A 19,858-nucleotide genomic window follows, 5' to 3' on the forward strand; every position below is an offset into this window, starting at 1 on the left:
ATCGAACCCACGCGACCAGCTTGGAAGGCTGGGATTCTACCATTGAACTACACCCGCACGGGCACTGTCCATCCTCGAATGTCAGCTTGGATATATTATCATATTGTGAGGAGGTTGTCAATCGGTTTTTGCAATTTCTCCAAAAAATCTGCCCCGGCGTTGCCGGGGCAGAAAAATGGATCAGTCCAGAGCCGCGTCACAGTAGGCGCAGCAGTCGATGCCGCCGTTCTGCTTCACCAGCGGGGGGAGGTAGTGCTCCGTCTGGGTGATGCACCGGGGATTGCGGCAGACCGGCTGCCGACCAATCTCCACGGCGCCGGGGTCCAGCCGGGGCTGATTGGCCAGGTCGGTGAGCAGCGCCATCCGGGCGAACATGCCGTAACGGGCCTGGTCGAAGTAGACAGCCCGGGGGTCGTCATCCACATCGATGTCGATCTCATCTACCCGGGGCAGGGGGTGCATCACCAGCAGGTCCTTCCTGGCCCGGTCCAGCTTCCGGCGGGTGAGGATATAGACGCCTTTATTCCGCTCGTACTCCAATGGATCTACAAAACGCTCCCGCTGGATGCGGGTCATATAGAGGACGTCCAGCTGGGGGATGACCGACTCCAGACCAGTGACCTCGGTAAACCACATGTTGTTCTCCCGCATGAAGCCGCGCATGTACTCAGGGATGGCCAGCTCACGGGGGGCGATAAGGAAGAACTTGATGCCCTGGAACTTGGCCATGGCCTTGATGAGGGAGTGGACGGTGCGGCCATTCTTCAGGTCGCCGCACAGGCCCACGGACAGACCGTCCACCTTCCCCCGCAGGCGGGTGATGGTGGTGAGATCGGCAGTGGTCTGGGTGGGGTGCATATGGCCGCCGTCGCCGGCGTTGATGACCGGCACATTGGAGTAGAGGGAGGCCGCCTTGGCCGCGCCCTCCATGGGATTGCGCATGACCACCACGTCGGCATAGCCGGAGACCATTTTAATGGTATCTTTCAGGGTCTCGCCCTTGGCCACCGAGGAGGAACGGGGGTCGGCAAAGCCGAACACAGTTCCGCCCACCCGGAGCATGGCGGTCTGGAAGGAAAAATTGGTGCGGGTGGAGGGCTCATAAAAGAGGCTTGCCATGACCTTGCCCTTGCAGGCGTCCAAAAAATCAGCGGGGTGGTCCATGATCTCGCTGCACCGCTGGTACAGTGAATCCCACTCCGCTCGGCTGAGGTCTCCAAAATCGATGAGATGCCGCATATTCTGACGATCCCCTTTAGAATTTTTTTCATTTTACCACAACCAGCGCCGGCAGACAAGGGGATAAGGTGACAAATTTCCTGTTCGATCTGCCTGTTTCGTTGTCTCGGAACGGGAAAAGCCACGTATGTTTTCTCTCTTCCCAGTCCATCCTAGAACGGAGACAACGGGAGGGATGGATATGGCGCGGTCATTTTGGTATTTCATTTTTTACAGCTTTCTGGGGTTCCTGGCTGAGACGGCCTTTGCCCGGGCGGTCCGGGCCCCCAAGCGGGACCGGAAGTGCTTTTATCTCCTGCCCCTGTGTCCGGTGTACGGACTGGGGGCCCTGCTCATCCTGGCGCCCATGCCGCAGCTGCGCCCCTACCCGCTCTTCGTGGCGATATGGTCGGCTCTGGCCGCCACCGCTGCCGAGTATGCCATGGGCCTGTTCTATGAAAAGGCCCTGGGGGTGGCCTTCTGGGACTACGCCCACCTGCCCTGTAACCTCCGGGGCAGGATCTGCCCCCTTTTCTCCTTCTTCTGGTGCCTGCTGGGGCTGCTCACCGTATACGTGATCCATCCCATCGCCGCAGCTGCGCTCGAAGGACTTCCACCGTGGCTGCTGCCTGTCGCGGCGGCAATCCTGGCGGCGGACGGAGCCGTTACCGTCCGGCTTTTGCGGAAGACGGGCTCCACAGATGCGCTGTGCTGGTATCGGAACATCTCTTTGCCTGTTCTGACCAATTTCAAATCTAATTTGAAAAACTAGATTTTATAATTTTGATATTGATATTTGGAGGTGAATGGAGTTATAATCAGGATATAGAAAATAAGATGTCCCGGCGGCGATCCGCCGCAGGGCGCAGTTGTGAAAAAAGGCAGGGTGACTGGCATGGATGAACGCATCGAATACGGGACCTGTCCCAGGATGGGTACTGTGCGGCAAAGGCGGACAGCCGTCCGTCGGGAAAAGGGCCGGGACCCCTATGACGGCCTGCGGCCCTGGTCAGCCATCACCCATGGGGTGGGGGCGGCGCTGGCCGTTCTGGGGACGGTCCTGCTCCTGCTGCGGACGGCGGAGCGGGGCGGCAGCTGGGTCAGCGGGGCGGCCTTCCTCATCTATGGGCTGAGCATGATCGGTCTCTACACTGCCAGCACCCTCTACCACTGTCTGAACACCAGTGTGGCGGGGCGGATCGCTCTGCGGAAGTACGACCATATCTCCATCTACTTCCTCATTGCCGGCTCTTATACCCCCATCTGTCTGCTGATGCTGTCCCACGACGGCGGCATCCCCATGCTCCTTGCAGTCTGGGCCGTGGCCCTGGCGGGCACGGTGATGGCCCTGGTGTGGATCGACGCGCCCCGGTGGATCACCTCTGGAGTCTATCTCTTCATGGGCTGGATGGCCCTCTTCATGCTGCCCTCCCTGCTGCGGAACATGCCTCCCCTGGGGCTTTTCTGGCTGGTGCTGGGCGGTGCTCTCTACACCGTGGGCGGCGTTCTGTACGCCGTCAAATGGCCCGGGCGGAACAACCCCCGTTTCGGCTGTCACGAGATCTTCCATGTGTTCATTCTGCTGGGCAGCGCAGCCCACTTCTTCCTCATGTATCAGGTGGTGGCCCTTCGGTGAGGGCCGGGATCGCCCTCGCCGCCCCCCTTCACACTTCCCCCATGGCTTGTTTGGCGCGTTACCGCTTTTTGGGCTGTTCCCCCGCCGCCGGAAGGATTTCTTCCGGCGGCGCTTTTCTTTTGCTTGCGTTTTAAGGGGAAATGCGATATGATACTCTTTAAGAGAAAACCCGCCGATATTTCGTACGGCGGACAGGAGGCTTTCGCATTGTTCAATCAACGGCAGTTAGAAATCATCGACCTGCTGCAGACGGAGGACAAGGTCAGTGTCAGCGAGCTCACCCAGCGTTTTGGGGTGTCTCTGGTGACGGTGCGGCAGGATCTGAAGAAGTTAGAGGACCAGGGCGTCCTCAAGCGGACCCACGGCGGAGCCATCCCCGTGGACAACGGATATGATACCTCCACCCGGATGTGGAACAACTACGAGCAGAAGCTGCGCATCGCCCAGCGGGCGGCGGAGATGGTCAGCGACGGGGAGACGGTCATCGTAGAGACCGGCTCCACCTGTTCCCTGCTGGCCCGTGAGCTGGCCTCCAAGCGGGGGGTCACCGTCATCACCAACTCGGTCTTTCTGTGCAACTTCGTCCGCCGCTGCCCGTCTTTGGATGTAGTACTGCTGGGCGGGTCCTTCCAGCACGACGCCGAGGCCAACGTGGGCCCCCTCACCAAGCTGGGCCTGGCCCAGTTCTCGGTGGACAAGTGCTTTATTGGAGCCGACGCCATCAGCGAGGACAAGGGCATCTCCACCATCAACCTCTTCCGGGCGGAGGTGGCCCGGGCCATGGCAAAATCGGCCAAAAAGATGGTCGTGCTGGCCACCTCGGACAAGGTGGGGGCCAACGCCGTGGCGTCCAGCTTCCCCCTGACCTCGGTCCATACCGTCATTACCGACAAGGACCTGAGCGGCGAGGGACGGACCCTGCTGGACCAGGCCGGCGTGGAGGTCATCACCGTCTGAGCCGCCGCCCTCTCCGACAAATCGCCCGGACAGCCCCCCCACATGCAGAAAACGAACGTCCCCGGACTGCGGTCCGGGGACGTTTTTTCAGAGATTCACAATTTGTTCATGCATCTTTCAAAGTTTGTCCATCCATTCCAGGCGGCAGATGTGGTATCTTATAAGCGTGGACAGGATAAAAGATCAAACATCACTTCATCATCTCCAACCTCCTCTCTCTTTCTCAACTCAACAGGAAAAACGCCCCGCCAATGGCGGGGCGTTTTTCTGCTTTCCGGGGGTGTGCCGGCTGGCTGTGGGCAACCCGTTCCGTTTCATTCAAGGAGCTCTGTTCCGGCATCTTCGCCGCAGGACAGAGACGTCAAAAGCCGGAGGAGGCGGTCAAAGTCCATCGGCTTTGCAATATGGGCGTTCATACCAGCCTCCAGGCATTTCTGTATGTCCTCTCTGAAGGCGTCCGCCGTCATGGCGATGATGGGGACAGAAGCGGCGTCTGGCCGTTCGGAGGCCCGGATGCGCTTCGTGGCCTCGTAGCCGTTGAGCACCGGCATCCGCAGGTCCATCAGGATGGCGTCGTAATAGCCCGGCTCCGACTGCTGGAATTTCTCCGCGCAGATCTGGCCGTTTTCCGCCCAGTCCAGGACAAAGCCCACAGAGGAGAGGAGCTCGTTGGCGATCTCCCAGTTGAGGTCGTTGTCCTCGGCCACCAGCAGATGGCAGCCGGTGAAGTCCACGCGCTCCTGGGGCACGGGCTTCTGTACGGCGTCGGAGCCGGCAAAGCGGCTCAGGCCGTGGTAGAGGGTGGATTTGAACAGGGGCTTGGAGAGGAAGCCGCTGATGCCGGCGGCCCGTGCCTCCTCCTCAATGTCGCTCCAGTCGTAGGCGGAGATGAGCAGGATGGGGGTGTCCTCCCCGATGCGGCGGCGCAGGGTCCGGGCGGTCTCCAGCCCGTCCATGCCGGGCATCTGCCAATCCAGCAGGATGACATAATAGTCCTGGTGTCTCTCGTGGCGTTTTACCGCCATATCCACCGCGTCGGGGCCGCTGAGTGCCCACTCCGCCCTGACGCCGATCTCCCCCAGCGCACCTGCCGCGCTGCGGCACAGGGGCTCGTCGTCGTCCACCACCAATACGTCCCATTCGGGGAGGAGCAGCTCCGCGCCGTCCTCTTCGCCCCGCTCCATATCGAGGGTCACATGGAACTCGGTGCCCTCGCCCGGACTGCTCTTCACGTCCATGCTGCCGCCGGCGGTGTCCACGATGTACTTGGCGATGGCCATGCCCAGGCCGGTGCCCTCGATCTTCTGTACCCGTGCGCTGTCCTCACGCTCAAAGGAGTGGAAGATCTTCTCCTGAAATTCCTCGGACATACCGATACCCGTATCCCTCACCCAGAAGTGGGTGCGGACATGCTCGGCTCCCCTTGGGGACATCTCCTGGGACAACGTCACTGTGATGCTCCCACCGGCGGGGGTAAATTTGAGGGCATTGGACAGCAGATTCATCAGCACCTGATTGAGCCGCACGCTGTCGGCATAGACATTTTCACACTGGATGTCCCAGATAAAGGCATTGAAGGTCTGTCCCTTGCTCTTCACCTGGGGCTGCACGATGCTCACCAGATTCTCCATGGTCTCCCGCAGAGAGACCAGCTCCCGGTTGAGCGTCATGCGGCCGCTCTCGATCTTGGACATATCCAGCACATCATTGATGAGGCCAAGCAAGTGCTTGCTGGAGAGGGTGATCTTCCGCAGGCAGTCCTGGACCTTGGCCGTGTCGGCGGGGTCGGTGGCGGCGATGGCCGTCATGCCGATGATGGCGTTCATGGGGGTGCGGATGTCATGGCTCATGTTGGAGAGGAATTCGCTCTTGGCCCGGTTGGCCTCCATGGCCGTCTTCCTGGCCTGGTCCAGCTCCGCCATCTGCCGGCGGGAGATGGCCAGGTAGCGGACAAAGATGAACACGGCGGCGCTGACGAGGATGAGACAGCTGACAAGGGCCAGGACAATACTCTGATTGGCCATTGTTCCAAGGGCATCGTCCAGCACGCCGTGGGGCATGACGCAGATCATGCTCCACTCCGTATTGCGCAGGGGGACACAGTAGACGTGGCGCTGCTCCCCCTGGATGTTGACCGTCAGGCTGTACGGTGACCGCTGGGCAATGGACCGCCGCATCCCGTCGATCTTTGTCTCGATCTCCGGGTCGCCGGACGCCTGGCCGTTGCTCTGGAACCAGGCGTAAATATCGCCGGTGGTGGCGCCGCTGCTGTTGATTACAAAGCTGCCATCCTCCCGGACCACGTTGGTGAAGATCAACGTGGAATCCACCCCCAGAGAGAGGGACTTGCTGAGTTGGGTGATGGGCAGGCCCATCACCAGGGCGGTACACTGTCCGCCGTTCGGCAGGGGGTAGCCAACGCTGTTTGGATAGCCCACCGAAAAGCCGTACAGGAGTACCAGGGTGCCGTCCGCCTCCCGGCCCACGGTCACCAGCGTCTTGCCCTGATTCATGGTGGAGAGAAAATGCGCAGGGTTCTCCACCTCCACCGGCTCCCCGTAAATGGTGACCGTGTTGCCCCGCGTGTCATAGAGGAACATATGGGTGAAGCTCCGCAGCTGTCCCACCGCGGTGAGACGGCGGACCAAGGTGTCGTCATACCGGCTCAGGGTATTGGGATCTGCCGCCGAGGTGATGGCGCTGATCTGGGCGATCCGGAGGCCCACCAGGCTGTCAAAGTGCTTCTGGATCTGGGTGCTCATGCCCTCCATATAGGAGTTGGCCACCTGATCCATGGTGGCTGCGCTCCTCCTCAACACCGCGAAGGTGACGCCGCTGAATATCACGATGCAGAGCAGGACCAGCGCGACAAGAGAGGTCCACAGAAACCGGATCGTCTTTTTGCTGCCGTCCATAGAAATTCGCGCACCTCCTCAAATTCTCCTGCGATGTGGCCGGTCTCCAAGGCCGACCCGCCGCGGCTTTTCTATGTACCCTCCCGGCCCAGATTGTCGTAGAGGGCGGCCAGCTCCGGCTCCACCTGGAAGAAGCACTCCAGCAGCCGGGGATTGAACACGCCGCATTGGCCGGTGCGGATCATCTCCAGCACCTGCTCCCGGGGAAAGGCGTCCTTGTACACCCGCTTGCAGCTCAGGGCGTCGTATACGTCGGCGATGGAGACCACCTGGGCCCAGGGCGTGATCTCGTCTCCCTTCAGGCCGTCCGGATAGCCCCGTCCGTCCCACCGCTCGTGGTGGTGGCGGGCGATGTCGTAGGCATAGTCATAAGAGTTGTGGTGCCGGAGCTGGGGGATGCGTTCCAGCAGCTCGCCGCCCCGGACGGTGTGCAGCTTCATGACCTCGAACTCCTCCGCCGTCAGCCGGCCCGGCTTGCCCAGGATGGAGTCGGGAATGACGATCTTGCCCACATCGTGCATGATAGCGGCCAGGGAGAGCATTTCCACCTCCTCCGCCGAAAGTCCGGGGCAGAACTCTGTGCGGGTGAGCAGAATGGCAGTGATGTCGTGGATGCGCTGGACGTGGCCGCCGGACTCCGCGCTGCGGAACTCGATGGCGGTGGACAGGGCTTCAATCATCCCATGGCTGACCTCCAACAGCTGCTGGCGCTTTTCCAGCAGCTCCGCGTCCTGCTGCTCCACCCGGTTTTCCAGCCGGCGCCGGATCTGGAACAGCTCCACAACGGAGTTGACCCGGCGCAGCACCAGGTAAGGGACCACCGGCTTGCTGATGACGTCCATGACGCCCATCTCATAGGCCGCGTTCATGGCGGCGTCTGCCTCCGCCGTGATGAGGAAGACCGGCAGCCTGTCCAGCAGCGTCCCGTCGGTCTCCCGCAGCCGCTGCAAGACCTCCAGCCCGCTCATGTCCGGCATGACCACATCCAGCAGCACAGCGCACAGGTGGTCGCAGCCCGCCAAAATGGCGGACAGTCCGGCCCTGCCGTTTTCTGCCTCCTCGATCTGATAGTACGGGGAAAAGAGGTTGCTCAATATCCCGCGGTTGATCTCGTCGTCATCCACGATGAGGAGCGTGTTGACGTCAACGGATGTCGCAGAGGGGCCCTGCATCAGTTCCAAGTTGGTGTTCCTCCTTAATAAATAACGACGCTGCACCCGCCGGATGGCAGGATGCGGGGTCGTGTTGGCGGTCTCCAGGATACCTCGTATGTGTTATTCTAACAAATAATTGGTCTGTCTTCAAGAATTTATCCATGTGAGAATGGCGGATCAGGCGAGAAAATGTCAGTCGGCAGGGCGGAGAGAGCGCCTTTGACGCGGGTGCGTGCTGCGGCAGCCCCTGAGTGGGAAGCAGCACAGAACGTATGCCATCCCGGAGCGAGAGACAGCATATGGCAATCGCTGAGGATAAAAAAGGGAGCTTGAAGTACTGGAAAAGCAGAGTTTTCACCAAAGTCAAGGGAAATCAGGCGCAAAAAGTAGAATAATTGGTAGGACAAATTAAGCAGATTGGTCATATCCACGATTTTCAAAGATCGGCTCCTTTTTTGAGGAAAATATGCTATAATGAAATCAAATGAATGTTCTGCCCCTCCATCCAAGCGGATGGAGGGAGCCAGACCGGTCCGCCGAGGTGAGCAGGAGTGTATCTATTTCTGACCGGGCCCAGCGGCGTGGGCAAGTCCACCGCTGCGGACCGGACATTGTCGCGCCTTGGCATTGTCCCCGGCGGCTTCCGCACCGGGTTCGCACCGGACCGAAAGCGGCTGTGCCTTTGGCCGGCCTGGGAGCAGCCGGACTGGTCGGAGAAATACACGGTGGCACGGCTGGAGCGGGGCCGCCTGACCGGCGACCCGGCTGCCTTTGACCGGCTGGGGCCTGCTATCCTGGCAGAGAGCCGCCCCTGGGCTCCCCTGATGCTGCTGGACGAGCTGGGCTGGCTGGAACGGGAGGCCCTGGCCTTTCAGGGGGCGGTCCGGGCCTGTCTGGAGGGGCCGGTCCCGGTGTTGGGCGTGGTAAAGCCCGCCCCGCAGCGGTCCGGGACCTGGCTGGAAGAGCTCACGCAGCTCCCCGGCGGCGTGGTGGTGACGGTGGACCCGGTCTGCCGGGACGGCCTGCCGGACCTGCTGGCGGCGCGGCTGGGCAATGCGCTGGGACACAGCGGGAAGAAAAAACAGGAGAGAGATGGGAAGCGACCATGAAGGAAGAGAACACACAGCAGGGCAAAGCCTATGAGCGTGTGATTACGTACATTAAAAGTGAGATCTTGAAGGGGGACCTCAAGCGGGGGGAAAAGCTCCCCCCGGAGCGGGAGCTGGCGGAAAGGCTGGGCGTGGGCCGGAATTCGGTCCGGGAGGCCCTGCGCACCCTGAGTCTGATGGGCTTCATCTCCAGCACCCAGGGGGCGGGAAATTTCGTCTCCTGCGACATTGAGAAGAACCTGGCCGAGTCCGTCCAGATGATGATGCTCCTGGGCGCCACCGACTACCGGCAGGTCAGCGAGCTGCGTCAGGGCCTGGAGAGTCAGGCTGTGCTGCTGGCCTCGGAGCGGATCAACCCCGCCCAGCTCAGCGAGCTGGAGGACATCGTGTGGCAGCTTCGGGACGAGGACGACCTGGAGCGGAGCACCATACTGGATAAGCGTCTGCACTACCTCATCGGAGAGGCGGCGGGCAATCCCTTCATCATGGTCATCCTCCGGGCCATGAGCGAGACCATTGACGACTTCATCAGCCACATGCGGGGGCAGATGATGAAGGACGAGGTCTATCGCAAGCAGCTCCAGGACAGCCACCAGGGCATCGCCCTGGCCCTCCAGGACCACAACGGCGCTGAGGCCGTCCGCATGATGCGGGAGCACTTCCAGGTGGTGGACAACGCCATGGTGGATCTGTTTTGAAAACGAAACATGCCCCGGGAAAACGCGAACGCGTTTTAGCCGAGTGTCCATAAGACAGTGATTCACACCAAACTAAATTATGGCGGCTGTCCGGCAGGAGCGGGGCGAGCGGCGCATGGGCCAGACCCATGCGCCGCTTTCTTTCTGCCTTCTTGAAACACAATGGACTTATTTCCACTTATTTGCTATAATCGTATCAAATCCATCCATTCCTTTCCTATCCGAGATTTTTTGAAAAAATCTCAAAAAAGTTTGGAAACATTGGAACAATCCGGCCCTTCCCAAGCCATATAAAATAGAGGGCCGGAAACGGAGGTGACGCGCATGGCACAGAACGGCCCCAAAGGTTTCCTTGTGGTGCTGCCCGGAGAGATCATCGAGATACCGCAGGACGATGATAAATCATGGCTGACCCTGTTTTACAGCCTGCCGGTGGAGCTGGCGGAGAAGTGGAAGCCCACCCTCGGCCTGCCCCGCAGCCCCTATGAGGTTTTGAGGACAGACAAGTACGACCCCATCGTCCGGCACGATATGTTCAAGCTGCTGATATGGGACTGCTATTCGTGGGCGGCGTGGCAATTCTTTCAGGTGAAAGACCGCAGGGGGAACTACCGGGACATTCCCGGCAGCCGGGAGCAGTACGCGGGCCACTCCCCCCTGTGGCGGCTGTCCTACGCCATCATCCCGTACATCCGCATGAAGTTTGAGCAAAACGGCCTCTCCTTCCAGAGCCTTTACAATATGCCGCCGGGGATGGAGGTGCCGTGGCTGACCTACCAGCAATTCAGCAATCTTGTGGGGAATGTCACGGACATGGTGATCGCGGAGCAGAACTGGCAGCCCGTCATTGATACGATGTGGGAGATCAAGGCGGTGGAGGACTACGACAGCCGGGAGAGCTTCGCCAAGACGGACTTCCTGCGGAAGTGGCACCATGACCGCTCCGGCAAGTCCGTCTCGTTAGAGGAGCTTGTAGAGAACGGCGGCGAGTTTTCCGAGGTGGCCGACCCGCGGGCCGAGTTTGAGAAATCCGTCCTGTCCCAAGCGCAGATTGACGCTTTCGCGGCGGAGCATATCAGCGGTACCGACCGGGAGATATTGAAGCTCCGCATGGAGGGCCATACCGAGCAGGAGATCGCGGACAGGGTGGGCTACAAGACCGCCAGCGCGGTACACAAGCGGATTGCCAAAATAGCGGGGGCCTATGAGGACTTTGTACTGTCCGAGTACCAGCAGTATTTGGACAGGCACGACAGCAAATAAGGCGCATGGAGCGGCAGCCGCCGGGGACGGGGGCCGCCGCTTTTTCACGCGCCGGAAAGGAGGACAAATGCCGGAACTTTTTGCAGCGCTTCCCGAGGTGATGAATGTGCGGGAGCTGGCCGCCGCGCTCCACCTGTCCAGAGCCGGGGCCTACAATTTGATGAACGCGCCGGACTTCCCCACGCTGAAAATCGGAGGGCGCAAGCTGGTGATGAAGCAGGACTTGATCGCCTATCTGCGCCGCCACACCAACGGGGGCGGCAATCCCGGTCAAGAGCCGGAAAAAATGGGAATCAGCCCATAACAGCGGCCCGGACGAGGGATAATCCGTCCGGGCGATTTTGAACGCAAAACCGCCGTTTTTCCCAAGTCAAGAGCCGGGAAAAAGAGGCGGAAAAGGCCCCTCTCGCGTGACGGGCCGAAAATCAGAGGAAAGGAGCGGAGAAGATGAAAACAGGATTGAAGAAAAGCCAGAAAACGACTATAATTGAATTCGACGAGCAGGGCCCCCGGATCACCGTCACGACCCACAACACGGACTTGAAAAAACGGCTGGCGGCCTACGCCCGCCGCTGGCCGGAGTGCTGCCGGGAGGTGAACGATGACGGCTGGGGCTGCAAGACCTTTGAGATCGACAAGGGCCGCTTCTGTTTCCGACTGACCGCGCCATACAGCGAGGAACGCCGGGAGGCGGCGAGGAAGTTTGCGAGGGAACACAATAGCGCCGAGAGGTTGAAATAGTAAATATGACAGATATAGAGCGGATCATAACTACAATTAAAGACTATCAAGACAAAAATCTTTCTCTGGAAGATCTTCAGCTATATTTTCAAACACTACCTTTATACTTGTATTTTTCAGCACAACAAATAGAAGCATTGGAGGAACAACTTGAAACTATCCGTTTTCTTATTTCAGATGAAATGCAGCATGAAACGGTTATGCATTATTTGAAACCGATGAAAAATCACTTGGAAAGTTTGCGAAGCAGGAAAATAATACCTTTAATTGAAAACTTAATTACTGGGAGAGACATTTCAATTGAAAATGCACAGCACATAGAAGTTTTGCTCGATGACTACTATGAAAATGATGAAGTCATTCAAGATTTTATTACTGATCTTGCTCTCTATAACCCTGGTGGTGGAGAATACTTATATGGTCATTCAGAGATAATACCCAAAGCTAAAGATATATTGGCTTATATTCAAAAGAATTATTGTAGTGATGGTTAGACTATATTTCCCTTCTGAAAGAAGGGCGCACTTCTATACATAGCCTGACGGCTATGTATGTGTGCGCTCTGCGAGGCGGAACGGCGGATTGCCAGACGGAGCAATCCGCCGTTCTTGCGTCGCTACGCTCCGTCCAAGGGGCTGCGCCCCTTGCGCGGCTTACGCCGCTTACCCCGCGCACCCGCTGAACCGATACACCCGCTTGTGCGGCTATATCGGTTCGGCGGGTCTGAAAACCAAAACCGACACCCTGACCGCTCACCGGGAACACCCCGGAGGAGCAGTACCGCTGGCCCTCCCGCTGGTATGTCAACGACACCGTCACCGGGGGCGACGCCGGCGGCGGTCTCGCCGCCACCGAGCCCACCCACCATGACTACTCCCCCGACGCCGCCATGGTCTCCTTCCTGGACTTCACCGGCAGCTCCGGGGAGCCCCACATCTTCTGGACCATCCGAATGAAAAACGGGGACCTCATCCGGGTGCGTCAGGACCTCCACATCACCCCCAAGATCACCCATGTCTACCACTGGGAGGAGGAGCCCATGTCCACCATAGAGGAGCTCCAGGCCCTGGTGGACCGGATCAACGAGGAGATCCCCGTCGACGAGCTGGTCAAGCTCTACCTGCCGGCGGTGACCTACGAAGGCGCTCTGAACCTGACCGGTCACAGCCTGGAGTTCTACGGCTGCACCGACGGGACCGGGCGCACCGTCTTCAACGGCACCCTTCACGCCTCCGAAAGCCCCGACCTCAATTACATCAGCTATTTCTACGACCTGGACTTCGTGGGCACCGGCGACGAGGTGGGGCTCTCCCTGGGCCGGGACGGCTGGGCCATCGGCTGCACCTTCACCGGCTACAAGACCGGCGTGCTGGCCTACGGCGAGGGCTGGGTCAACCTCACCGAATGTACCTTCACCGACAACCAGATGGGCTTCCACTTCAACAGCACCGGCCGCTCCGCCTCCAGCGTCCGCTACTTTGACAACATCTTTACCGGCAATGACACCGCCCTCCTGTTGGAAAACATCCCCACCGACCTCACCATCTGCTTCGACGGCACCCGCTTTGAAGACAATGGAACCGATATCGACAACCGCTGCGGCCCCAGGGTGGACACCACAAACGCCATCTTTGCGTAAGGGGGCCAAAGACGCAGAAAATCGCTCCTCCGGCAGTTTATGCCGGAGGAGCGATCTCATTTGTCTTACGTTTCTTTTCCTGTCTTCGGACGCCCGGAGAGGAGCAGGCCCAGAGCCGCCCCTACCAGGGCGGGAATGAGCCAGCCCAGTCCTTGGGCGGCCAGGGGCACGGCCCCCAGCACCTCCGACACCGCCGCCGGCAGGACCTTGAGATCCCGCATGGTATAGAGGATGCTGGCCACACCGGTCAGAAGGATGGTCACAGGATAGACCAACCGCCGCCCCTCCAGCCACCGCTGGAAGAAGGAGAGGGTGATGAGGGCGATGGCCACCGGATAGATGATGCTCAGGGCCGGGCTGGAGACCTTCAGGATCATGTCCAGACCGGCGTTGGCAATGAGCATGCTCACCGCCGCAAAGAGAACGGCCCAGGCCCGGTAGGAGAGCCGGGGACACAGCTCGTTGAAATACTCGGCGCAGGAGCAGATGAGCCCCACGCAGACATTGAAGCAGGCGATGACGAAGATGGCGGCCAGGAGCACGCTCCCCGGGGTGCCGAAGAGGGCGGGGATCAGGTTGGTGAGCACCACCGCCCCGTTGGTGGCGCCGGGGAAGGCGCCGCCGGAGAGGGCCCCGATGTGGGCCAGCATGGCGTAGACCACCAGCAGCAGCACTCCGGCCAGCCAGCCGGAGCGGACCGTATAGCGGACCACGTCCCGGTCATTCTCCACGCCCCTGGCCCGGATATTCAGGGCGATGATGATGCCGAACACCAGCGCGGCGATGGTATCCATGGTCTGGTACCCGTCCAGGAAGCCCCGGGTCACCGGCGCGGCGGCGTAGAGCTTGCTCTGGGGCGGGCCGTAGCCCTCCAACGGGTTCACCAGGCTGCCCACAAAGGTGACCACAATGAGGGCCAGAAGGATGGGACACATGATTTTGCCCAGGCGATCGGTGAGCTTCTCCGGCCGCAGGGCCACCACCAGGGCCAGGGCAAAGAAGGCCAGAGAGTAGAGCACCTGGAGGAGCCCCAGGGGGGCCTCCGGCCCCACAAAGGGGGGCACCGCCATCTCAAAGGATGTGCTGGCCGTTCTCGGAATGGCCAGACAGGGGCCGATGGCCAGGTAGGCCACAACGGTAAACACCTTGGAAAAGATCGGGTGGACCCGGTCGCCCAGGGCCCTGAGCCCGCCGGAACGGGCCACCGCCACCACCCCCAGCACCGGCAGCCCCACGGCGCTCACCGCCATGCCCGCCATGGCCGGCCAGGTGAGCGTCCCCGCCTGGGCGCCCACCCCCGGCGGAAAGATCAGGTTCCCCGCCCCGAAAAACATAGAAAACAGGGTAAAGCCCAGGAGCAGCTGGACCCGCTTGCTGAGTTGCTTCATTTCTTCTCCTCCTCCGGTATCGGACACAAGGGGCACGGCCCCGGCACCCCGTCCCTGGGAGACCACCCGCAGCCCTCTTTTTTGACCGCATCTCCCGTCCCTGATTTGGTCTTTATTTTACCATGCTACTATACCCGCCGGGTTTTGTCAATTTTCATCTTTTTCACAGAAAGGTCTTCCCCTTTTTTTGCAACTCTGCTACAATCAAAACTGTCTTCGGGCGCCCCTGGTACAATGCCCGACAAGGCCAAAATAAAAGAGGAAAGAGGAGATCATTATGAAACGTTGGAAGGTCATTTTTGCCGCTGTACTCAGCCTCGCTCTGCTCGCCGGATGCGGCGACAAGGAGGGCCACGCCGAGGACGGCTACGGCGAGGGCCGCATGGGCGACACCATGCACACCTACTTCTTCGACTACACCGTGAACAGCGCCTACCTGTGCGACAGCTTTGAGGGCTATGTCCCCTCCCAGCCGGACAGCCAGCTCCTGGTGGCCGACGTGACCGTGAAGAACACCAATCAGGAGAGCATCCTGATGTACGACACCGACTTCCAGATCCAGTGGAACAGCGAAGCTGAGGACGCCTATGACTACCCCATCACCTTCTACACCGATCCCCTCACCGAGGAGCAGCTCCCCTCCGAGTACGAGCTGGCGGTGGACGAGGAGCGCACCGGTCTGCTCGTCTTCGAGGTTCCCGCCGGGCAGAAGGACTTCTCCATCTCCTATCTGGAGCTGTTTGAAGACGGCACCGAGGAGGGGGAGTCCGGCGACGTGTTCTTCGTCTACTTCACCGCCGAGGAGCAGTCCTGAGTTCGGACCCGCCAGGGAAAATTTGTCCCCAAAATTGACTTTTGCGGGGAAAGTACCTATACTAATACTGAAAACGGTCACGACGGGGCGCGGAAGCGCCCCGTCGCGTCCATCCGGAAGGAGGAGCCCCGGTGCGCATCGCCATTGTGGAAGACGAAGCCGAGCAGCGTGAACAGCTGCGTTCCTATATCCTGCAATACGCCGGAGAGACCAGCCGCTCCTTTGATGTCGTGACCTTCTCCAACGCCCTGGAGCTGCTGGAGGATTACACCCCCCAGTACGATATCATCCTTCTGGACATTGAAATGCCCGGGCTCAACGGCATGGAGGCCGCCGAACGGCTGCGTCTGGTGGACGGGGACGTGGTCCTCATGTTCGTGACCAACATGGCCCAGTATGCCATCAACGGCTACGCCGTGGGCGCGCTGGACTTTGTCCTCAAGCCGGTGAACTACTACACCTTCTCCGTCCGCTTCGCCCGGGCCATCACCCGGGCCGAGCACCGGAAAAACGGCCAGATCCTCCTCAACCTGCCCGACTGCGTCCGCCGGCTGGACACCCAGCAGATCTACTATGTGGAGGTCCAGAACCGGATGCTCCACTACCACACCGAGCTGGGGGAGTTCGTGCTCCGGGGCACCATGCAGAGCGCCGAAAAGGAGCTGGCCCGCTATCACTTTGTCCGGTGCAACCACTGGTATCTGGTGAACCTGAGCCATGTGGCCGAGGTGCGGCGGGAGATGGTGGTGGTGGCGGGCGTTGAGCTGGAGATCAGCCGCCGCAACCGCACCGCCTTCCTCACCGCCCTGACGGAGTATGTGGGAGGGAACGGATGATGGAAGCCCTCGCTCTGCCCCAGCTGCTGTGGGGTCTGGCCGGTCTTTGGGCCACCGCCCTGCTCTTTCTGGCCCCCCTGCGCAAGCGCGAGCCCTTCTGGCCCCGGACCGCGCTGAGCGTGGCCGCCGGGAGCCTGTGCTACCTGGCCGCCGCCCTGCTGGCCCAGAGGGCCGGCATCCTCCTCTGGACCGAACCCCTGCTGCGCTACGCCAGCGCCCTCCTGCTCTTCCGGCTGTGCTCCGGCGTGCCCCTGAGGGCCGCGCTCTACTTCGGACTCTGGAGCGTCATGGTCCACGACCTCTCCATCGAGTGCTGCGGCTTTCTCTATCACCTGCTCTCGGAGGTCTGTGTCCTTCCCCTGCTGCCCGTCCTGCTGCTGTGGGCCGTCAGCCTGGCCGCGGTGGGGCTCACCATCGCCCGTTGGATGCCCGACGATGGCACCTATCACGCCGGGCCCCGGCAGCTCACCTCCGCCTTCGTGCTCTGGGCCCTCTTTCTGGCCATCCGCTGGCTCTATGTCGCCGCGCCCCCGGAGGGGCCCTTCACCCCCCTCAGCCACGCCCTCATGCTGCTGGTCCGCTTCTACTGCGTCACCATCCTCTATCTTCAGCATGAGCTTTTCCGCAAGAGCGCCATCCGCCAGGAGCTGGACATGCTCAACCATCTGTGGGTCCAGCAGAGGGACCAGTACGACCTGGCCAAGGAGAACATCGCCCTCATCAATCAGAAGTGCCACGATCTCAAGCACCAGATCCAGGCCATGCGCGTCATGTTCTCCGACGAACGGCGGGAGGAGTATTTTAAGGAAATGGAACAGTCGGTGCGCATCTACGAGGTGCTGGCCAAGACCGGCAACGAGGTGCTGGACACCGTGCTCACCGAGAAGAGCCTCTACTGTGAGGCCAACGGCATCCAGGCCCACTGCGTGGCCGATGGGAGCCTGCTCTCCTTCATGGATCCGGTGGATCTCTACACCATCTTCGGCAACGCCCTGGACAACGCCATTGAGAGCGTCCGGGACAGCGAAGACCGGGAGAAACGGATCATCGACGTGCTGGTCTACGCCGAAAAGCAGATGCTGGTCATCCAGATCATCAATCCGGTCTCCGGAGAGCTCCGCTTTGACCGCGAGGGCCTGCCCATGAGCACCAAAGTCAACGACGGCTACCACGGCTTTGGTCTGAAAAGCATCCGCCACACGGTGAAACGCTACGGCGGTTTCCTCACCGTAAAGGTGGAAAACGGCTGCTTTTATCTCCAGATCCTCCTGCCAGTGAACCGAGACACCTGATTTTTTGTGGACGCGCCAAAGCGCGTCCACTTTTTTTGTTCCGGCGGCGCCCCCGCCTTTTTTTGTGGAAGTTCCACAAAAAAGGCGGGGGCATTTCTGGATGCTGCAAGACCACTTACGACACCTTTTGCGCCACTTATGAAAAGCGCCTTGTTATTTTGGCAAAGGCTTTGTAAAATTCGTAAGCGATCAAACAAAATCCACAGCCCACTCCACTCCGAGGCGGCGGGCGTGAGAAAAAGGAGCGTGCCATGCGAGAGAGCATCTGCCTGAACCAGAGCTGGTCCTTCCGCGGTCCCACCGGCGCCGTGGAGACGGTGGACGTGCCCCACACCTGGAATGCCATCGACGGCCAGGACGGCGGCAACGACTACTGGCGGGGCTGCTGCACCTATGAAAAGGACTTCCCTCTGCCCGCCTTTGACCCCGACGCACAGGCAGTCTACCTGGAGTTCCAGGGGGTCAACGCCAGCGCAGACGTGACGCTGAATGGTCGGGAGCTCCTCCACCACGACGGCGGCTATTCCACCTTCCGCGCCGAGGTCACCGACCTGATCCGGGAGGAAAATCACCTGACCGTCCGGGTGGACAACAGCGTCAACGACCGGGTCTACCCCCAGAAGGCCGACTTCACCTTCTACGGCGGCATCTACCGGGACGTGACATTGCTCATCGTCAGCCGGAGCCACTTCGACCTGGACCACTTCGGCGGCCCCGGTCTCCGGGTCACCCCGAAGCCGGAAGGCGGCGACGCCAGGGTCCGGGTCCAGAGCTGGACCAACGTGTCCGATCCCTGTGTCTCCGTCGTCCTCACCGACGCCGAGGGCAATGTGGCGGCCGCCGGGGAGGGGACCGACGTGACCCTGAATATCCCCAACGTCCACCTGTGGGATGGCCTGGAGGACCCCTACCTCTACACCGCCACCCTCCGCCTCATGGAGGACGAAAGGGCGGTGGACGAGATCTCCTGCCGGTTCGGCGTGCGGACCTTCCGCATGGACCCCAAGGAGGGCTTTTTCCTCAATGGCCGCAGCTATCCCCTCCACGGCGTGTCCCGGCACCAGGACCGGAAGGGCCTGGGCAACGCCCTCACCCGGGCCCATCACGACGAGGACATGGCCCTCATCCGGGAGATCGGCGCAAACACCATCCGTCTGGCCCACTACCAGCACGACCAGTACTTCTATGATCTGTGCGACCAGTACGGCATGATCGTCTGGGCCGAGATCCCCTACATCTCCGAGCACCTGCCCAATGGCCGGGAGAATACCATCAGCCAGATGCAGGAGCTCGTCACCCAGAACTACAACCACCCCTGCATCGTCACCTGGGGCCTCTCCAACGAGATCACCATTTCCACCAGGAAAAAGGCCGACATGCTGGACAACCACCGGGTCCTCAACGACCTGTGCCACCAGCTGGACGACACCCGGCCCACCACCCTGGCCTGCTACGCCATGTGCGGCCCCTTCAACCGCTCGGCCCACATCTCCGACCTGGTGAGCTGGAACCTCTACCTGGGCTGGTATGTGCCCGGCCTTTTCCTCAACGACCTGTGGATGTCCTTCTTCCACCTGGTCTACCCCAAGCGGTGCCTGGGCTACTCCGAATACGGCGCCGAGGGCATGCCCAACCTCCACTCCTCCAAGCCCCGGCGGGAAGACCACACCGAGGAGTATCAGGCTCTCTACCACGAGTACATGCTCAAATGCTTCCAGCGCCACCCCTACCTGTGGGCCACCCACGTCTGGAACATGTTCGACTTTGCCGCCGACGCCCGGGACCAGGGCGGCGAGCCCGGCATGAACCACAAGGGTCTGGTGACCTTTGACCGCAAGATCAAAAAGGACAGCTTCTACCTCTACAAGGCCAACTGGAGCCGGGACCCCTTCGTCCACATCTGCTCCCGCCGCTATGTGGACCGCCCGGAGGCCGTCACCACCGTGAAGCTCTACTCCAACCAGCCCAAGGTGGCCCTCTACGCCAACGGCGCCCTGGTGGGCGAGTCCGAGGGCCGGGACCATATTTTCACCTTTTCCATTCCCCTGGAAGGGGAGGTCCGCCTGGAGGCAGTGGCCGGCGACTGCCGGGATAGCTGCTCCATCCGCAGGGTGGACGCCCCCAATCCCGCCTATCAGCTGCGCAAAGGGATGAACAAAAGCCAGAACTGGGTATGATATGATGGAATTTCCATCCCG

18 protein-coding genes are annotated in these 19,858 nt (G+C 60.7%); 13 read left to right on the forward strand and 5 right to left on the reverse strand.

Annotated features, from left to right (window positions below; translation table 11 throughout):
• Positions 1-180: 180 nt before the first annotated feature.
• Positions 181-1,239, reverse strand: a complete 1,059-nt coding sequence (gene pyrB, locus Q0Y09_RS10550; protein WP_297721190.1) for an aspartate carbamoyltransferase — start codon at positions 1,237-1,239, stop codon at positions 181-183.
• A gap of 181 nt (positions 1,240-1,420) precedes the next feature.
• Here pyrB and Q0Y09_RS10555 point away from each other — a divergent pair, with 181 nt between their 5' ends.
• The 3 genes from Q0Y09_RS10555 to Q0Y09_RS10565 all read left to right on the forward strand — a co-directional run bounded on the left by Q0Y09_RS10555 (position 1,421) and on the right by Q0Y09_RS10565 (position 3,811).
• Positions 1,421-1,990 (forward strand): putative ABC transporter permease, encoded by a 570-nt coding sequence (locus tag Q0Y09_RS10555; protein ID WP_297721193.1) that lies wholly within the window; start codon positions 1,421-1,423, stop codon positions 1,988-1,990.
• Between the two features lie 123 nt (positions 1,991-2,113).
• Entirely contained in the window at positions 2,114-2,854 is a 741-nt protein-coding gene (locus Q0Y09_RS10560) for a hemolysin III family protein (RefSeq protein ID WP_297721196.1), read from the forward strand.
• A gap of 207 nt (positions 2,855-3,061) precedes the next feature.
• Entirely contained in the window at positions 3,062-3,811 is a 750-nt protein-coding gene (locus Q0Y09_RS10565) for a DeoR/GlpR family DNA-binding transcription regulator (RefSeq protein WP_297721199.1), read from the forward strand.
• A 314-nt stretch (positions 3,812-4,125) separates the two neighbouring features.
• On the opposite strand, the gene Q0Y09_RS10570 is transcribed toward Q0Y09_RS10565, so the two are convergent.
• The 3 genes from Q0Y09_RS10570 to Q0Y09_RS10580 form a co-directional block, all read right to left on the reverse strand.
• Positions 4,126-6,726, reverse strand: coding sequence for a response regulator (locus Q0Y09_RS10570; RefSeq protein ID WP_297721202.1), 2,601 nt, complete (start codon positions 6,724-6,726; stop codon positions 4,126-4,128).
• Between the two features lie 71 nt (positions 6,727-6,797).
• Positions 6,798-7,898, reverse strand: a complete 1,101-nt coding sequence (locus Q0Y09_RS10575) for an HD domain-containing phosphohydrolase (protein ID WP_297721261.1) — start codon at positions 7,896-7,898, stop codon at positions 6,798-6,800.
• A 137-nt stretch (positions 7,899-8,035) separates the two neighbouring features.
• On the reverse strand, positions 8,036-8,320 hold the full coding sequence (locus tag Q0Y09_RS10580) for a hypothetical protein (protein ID WP_297721205.1): 285 nt from the start codon (positions 8,318-8,320) through the stop codon (positions 8,036-8,038).
• 111 nt (positions 8,321-8,431) lie between these two features.
• Between Q0Y09_RS10580 and Q0Y09_RS10585 the strand changes: the two genes are divergently transcribed.
• From Q0Y09_RS10585 to Q0Y09_RS10615, 6 genes are all read left to right on the forward strand, one after another.
• Complete coding sequence (locus tag Q0Y09_RS10585; RefSeq protein ID WP_297721208.1) at positions 8,432-8,989, forward strand: nucleoside-triphosphatase; 558 nt, start codon at positions 8,432-8,434, stop codon at positions 8,987-8,989.
• Positions 8,986-9,687 (forward strand): FadR/GntR family transcriptional regulator, encoded by a 702-nt coding sequence (locus Q0Y09_RS10590; RefSeq protein WP_297721211.1) that lies wholly within the window; start codon positions 8,986-8,988, stop codon positions 9,685-9,687. The genes Q0Y09_RS10585 and Q0Y09_RS10590 overlap by 4 nt, the downstream gene beginning before the upstream one ends.
• A gap of 1,330 nt (positions 9,688-11,017) precedes the next feature.
• Complete coding sequence (locus Q0Y09_RS10600) at positions 11,018-11,254, forward strand: helix-turn-helix domain-containing protein (RefSeq protein WP_297721217.1); 237 nt, start codon at positions 11,018-11,020, stop codon at positions 11,252-11,254.
• 143 nt (positions 11,255-11,397) lie between these two features.
• On the forward strand, positions 11,398-11,691 hold the full coding sequence (locus Q0Y09_RS10605) for a hypothetical protein (protein WP_297721220.1): 294 nt from the start codon (positions 11,398-11,400) through the stop codon (positions 11,689-11,691).
• A gap of 5 nt (positions 11,692-11,696) precedes the next feature.
• Positions 11,697-12,185 carry a hypothetical protein gene (locus Q0Y09_RS10610; protein ID WP_297721223.1) on the forward strand — a complete coding sequence of 163 codons (489 nt, stop codon included), beginning with the start codon at positions 11,697-11,699 and terminating at the stop codon, positions 12,183-12,185.
• A 395-nt stretch (positions 12,186-12,580) separates the two neighbouring features.
• On the forward strand, positions 12,581-13,330 hold the full coding sequence (locus Q0Y09_RS10615) for a hypothetical protein (RefSeq protein ID WP_297721226.1): 750 nt from the start codon (positions 12,581-12,583) through the stop codon (positions 13,328-13,330).
• A 65-nt stretch (positions 13,331-13,395) separates the two neighbouring features.
• Here Q0Y09_RS10615 and brnQ read toward each other — a convergent pair whose 3' ends face one another.
• A complete protein-coding gene (gene brnQ / locus Q0Y09_RS10620; protein ID WP_297721229.1) occupies positions 13,396-14,718 on the reverse strand; it encodes a branched-chain amino acid transport system II carrier protein in 1,323 nt (440 codons plus the stop codon).
• Positions 14,719-14,995: 277 nt separating this feature from the next.
• Between brnQ and Q0Y09_RS10625 the strand changes: the two genes are divergently transcribed.
• From Q0Y09_RS10625 to Q0Y09_RS10640, 4 genes are all read left to right on the forward strand, one after another.
• Complete coding sequence (locus Q0Y09_RS10625; RefSeq protein ID WP_297721232.1) at positions 14,996-15,532, forward strand: DUF4352 domain-containing protein; 537 nt, start codon at positions 14,996-14,998, stop codon at positions 15,530-15,532.
• Positions 15,533-15,663: 131 nt separating this feature from the next.
• Positions 15,664-16,368: a LytTR family DNA-binding domain-containing protein gene (locus Q0Y09_RS10630; protein ID WP_297721235.1), complete on the forward strand. Its 705-nt coding sequence runs from the start codon at positions 15,664-15,666 to the stop codon at positions 16,366-16,368.
• Positions 16,365-17,660: an ATP-binding protein gene (locus tag Q0Y09_RS10635; protein WP_297721238.1), complete on the forward strand. Its 1,296-nt coding sequence runs from the start codon at positions 16,365-16,367 to the stop codon at positions 17,658-17,660. The genes Q0Y09_RS10630 and Q0Y09_RS10635 overlap by 4 nt, the downstream gene beginning before the upstream one ends.
• A gap of 251 nt (positions 17,661-17,911) precedes the next feature.
• A complete protein-coding gene (locus Q0Y09_RS10640) occupies positions 17,912-19,837 on the forward strand; it encodes a glycoside hydrolase family 2 protein (protein WP_297721241.1) in 1,926 nt (641 codons plus the stop codon).
• The last annotated feature ends 21 nt before the right edge of the window (positions 19,838-19,858 follow it).

Source organism: Intestinimonas sp. (assembly GCF_026169115.1).
Taxonomy (GTDB): Bacteria; Bacillota; Clostridia; order Oscillospirales; family Oscillospiraceae; genus Intestinimonas.

Coding starts and splice junctions, on each gene's coding strand:
- brnQ (WP_297721229.1), bottom strand. CDS start 14,718: ATGAAGCAACTCAGCAAGCGGGTCCAGCTGCTCCTGGGCTTTACCCTG.
- Q0Y09_RS10625 (WP_297721232.1), top strand. CDS start 14,996: ATGAAACGTTGGAAGGTCATTTTTGCCGCTGTACTCAGCCTCGCTCTG.
- Q0Y09_RS10590 (WP_297721211.1), top strand. CDS start 8,986: ATGAAGGAAGAGAACACACAGCAGGGCAAAGCCTATGAGCGTGTGATT.
- Q0Y09_RS10640 (WP_297721241.1), top strand. CDS start 17,912: ATGCGAGAGAGCATCTGCCTGAACCAGAGCTGGTCCTTCCGCGGTCCC.
- Q0Y09_RS10615 (WP_297721226.1), top strand. CDS start 12,581: ATGGTCTCCTTCCTGGACTTCACCGGCAGCTCCGGGGAGCCCCACATC.
- Q0Y09_RS10610 (WP_297721223.1), top strand. CDS start 11,697: ATGACAGATATAGAGCGGATCATAACTACAATTAAAGACTATCAAGAC.
- Q0Y09_RS10555 (WP_297721193.1), top strand. CDS start 1,421: ATGGCGCGGTCATTTTGGTATTTCATTTTTTACAGCTTTCTGGGGTTC.
- Q0Y09_RS10560 (WP_297721196.1), top strand. CDS start 2,114: ATGGATGAACGCATCGAATACGGGACCTGTCCCAGGATGGGTACTGTG.
- Q0Y09_RS10605 (WP_297721220.1), top strand. CDS start 11,398: ATGAAAACAGGATTGAAGAAAAGCCAGAAAACGACTATAATTGAATTC.
- Q0Y09_RS10600 (WP_297721217.1), top strand. CDS start 11,018: ATGCCGGAACTTTTTGCAGCGCTTCCCGAGGTGATGAATGTGCGGGAG.
- Q0Y09_RS10575 (WP_297721261.1), bottom strand. CDS start 7,898: ATGCAGGGCCCCTCTGCGACATCCGTTGACGTCAACACGCTCCTCATC.
- Q0Y09_RS10635 (WP_297721238.1), top strand. CDS start 16,365: ATGATGGAAGCCCTCGCTCTGCCCCAGCTGCTGTGGGGTCTGGCCGGT.
- pyrB (WP_297721190.1), bottom strand. CDS start 1,239: ATGCGGCATCTCATCGATTTTGGAGACCTCAGCCGAGCGGAGTGGGAT.
- Q0Y09_RS10570 (WP_297721202.1), bottom strand. CDS start 6,726: ATGGACGGCAGCAAAAAGACGATCCGGTTTCTGTGGACCTCTCTTGTC.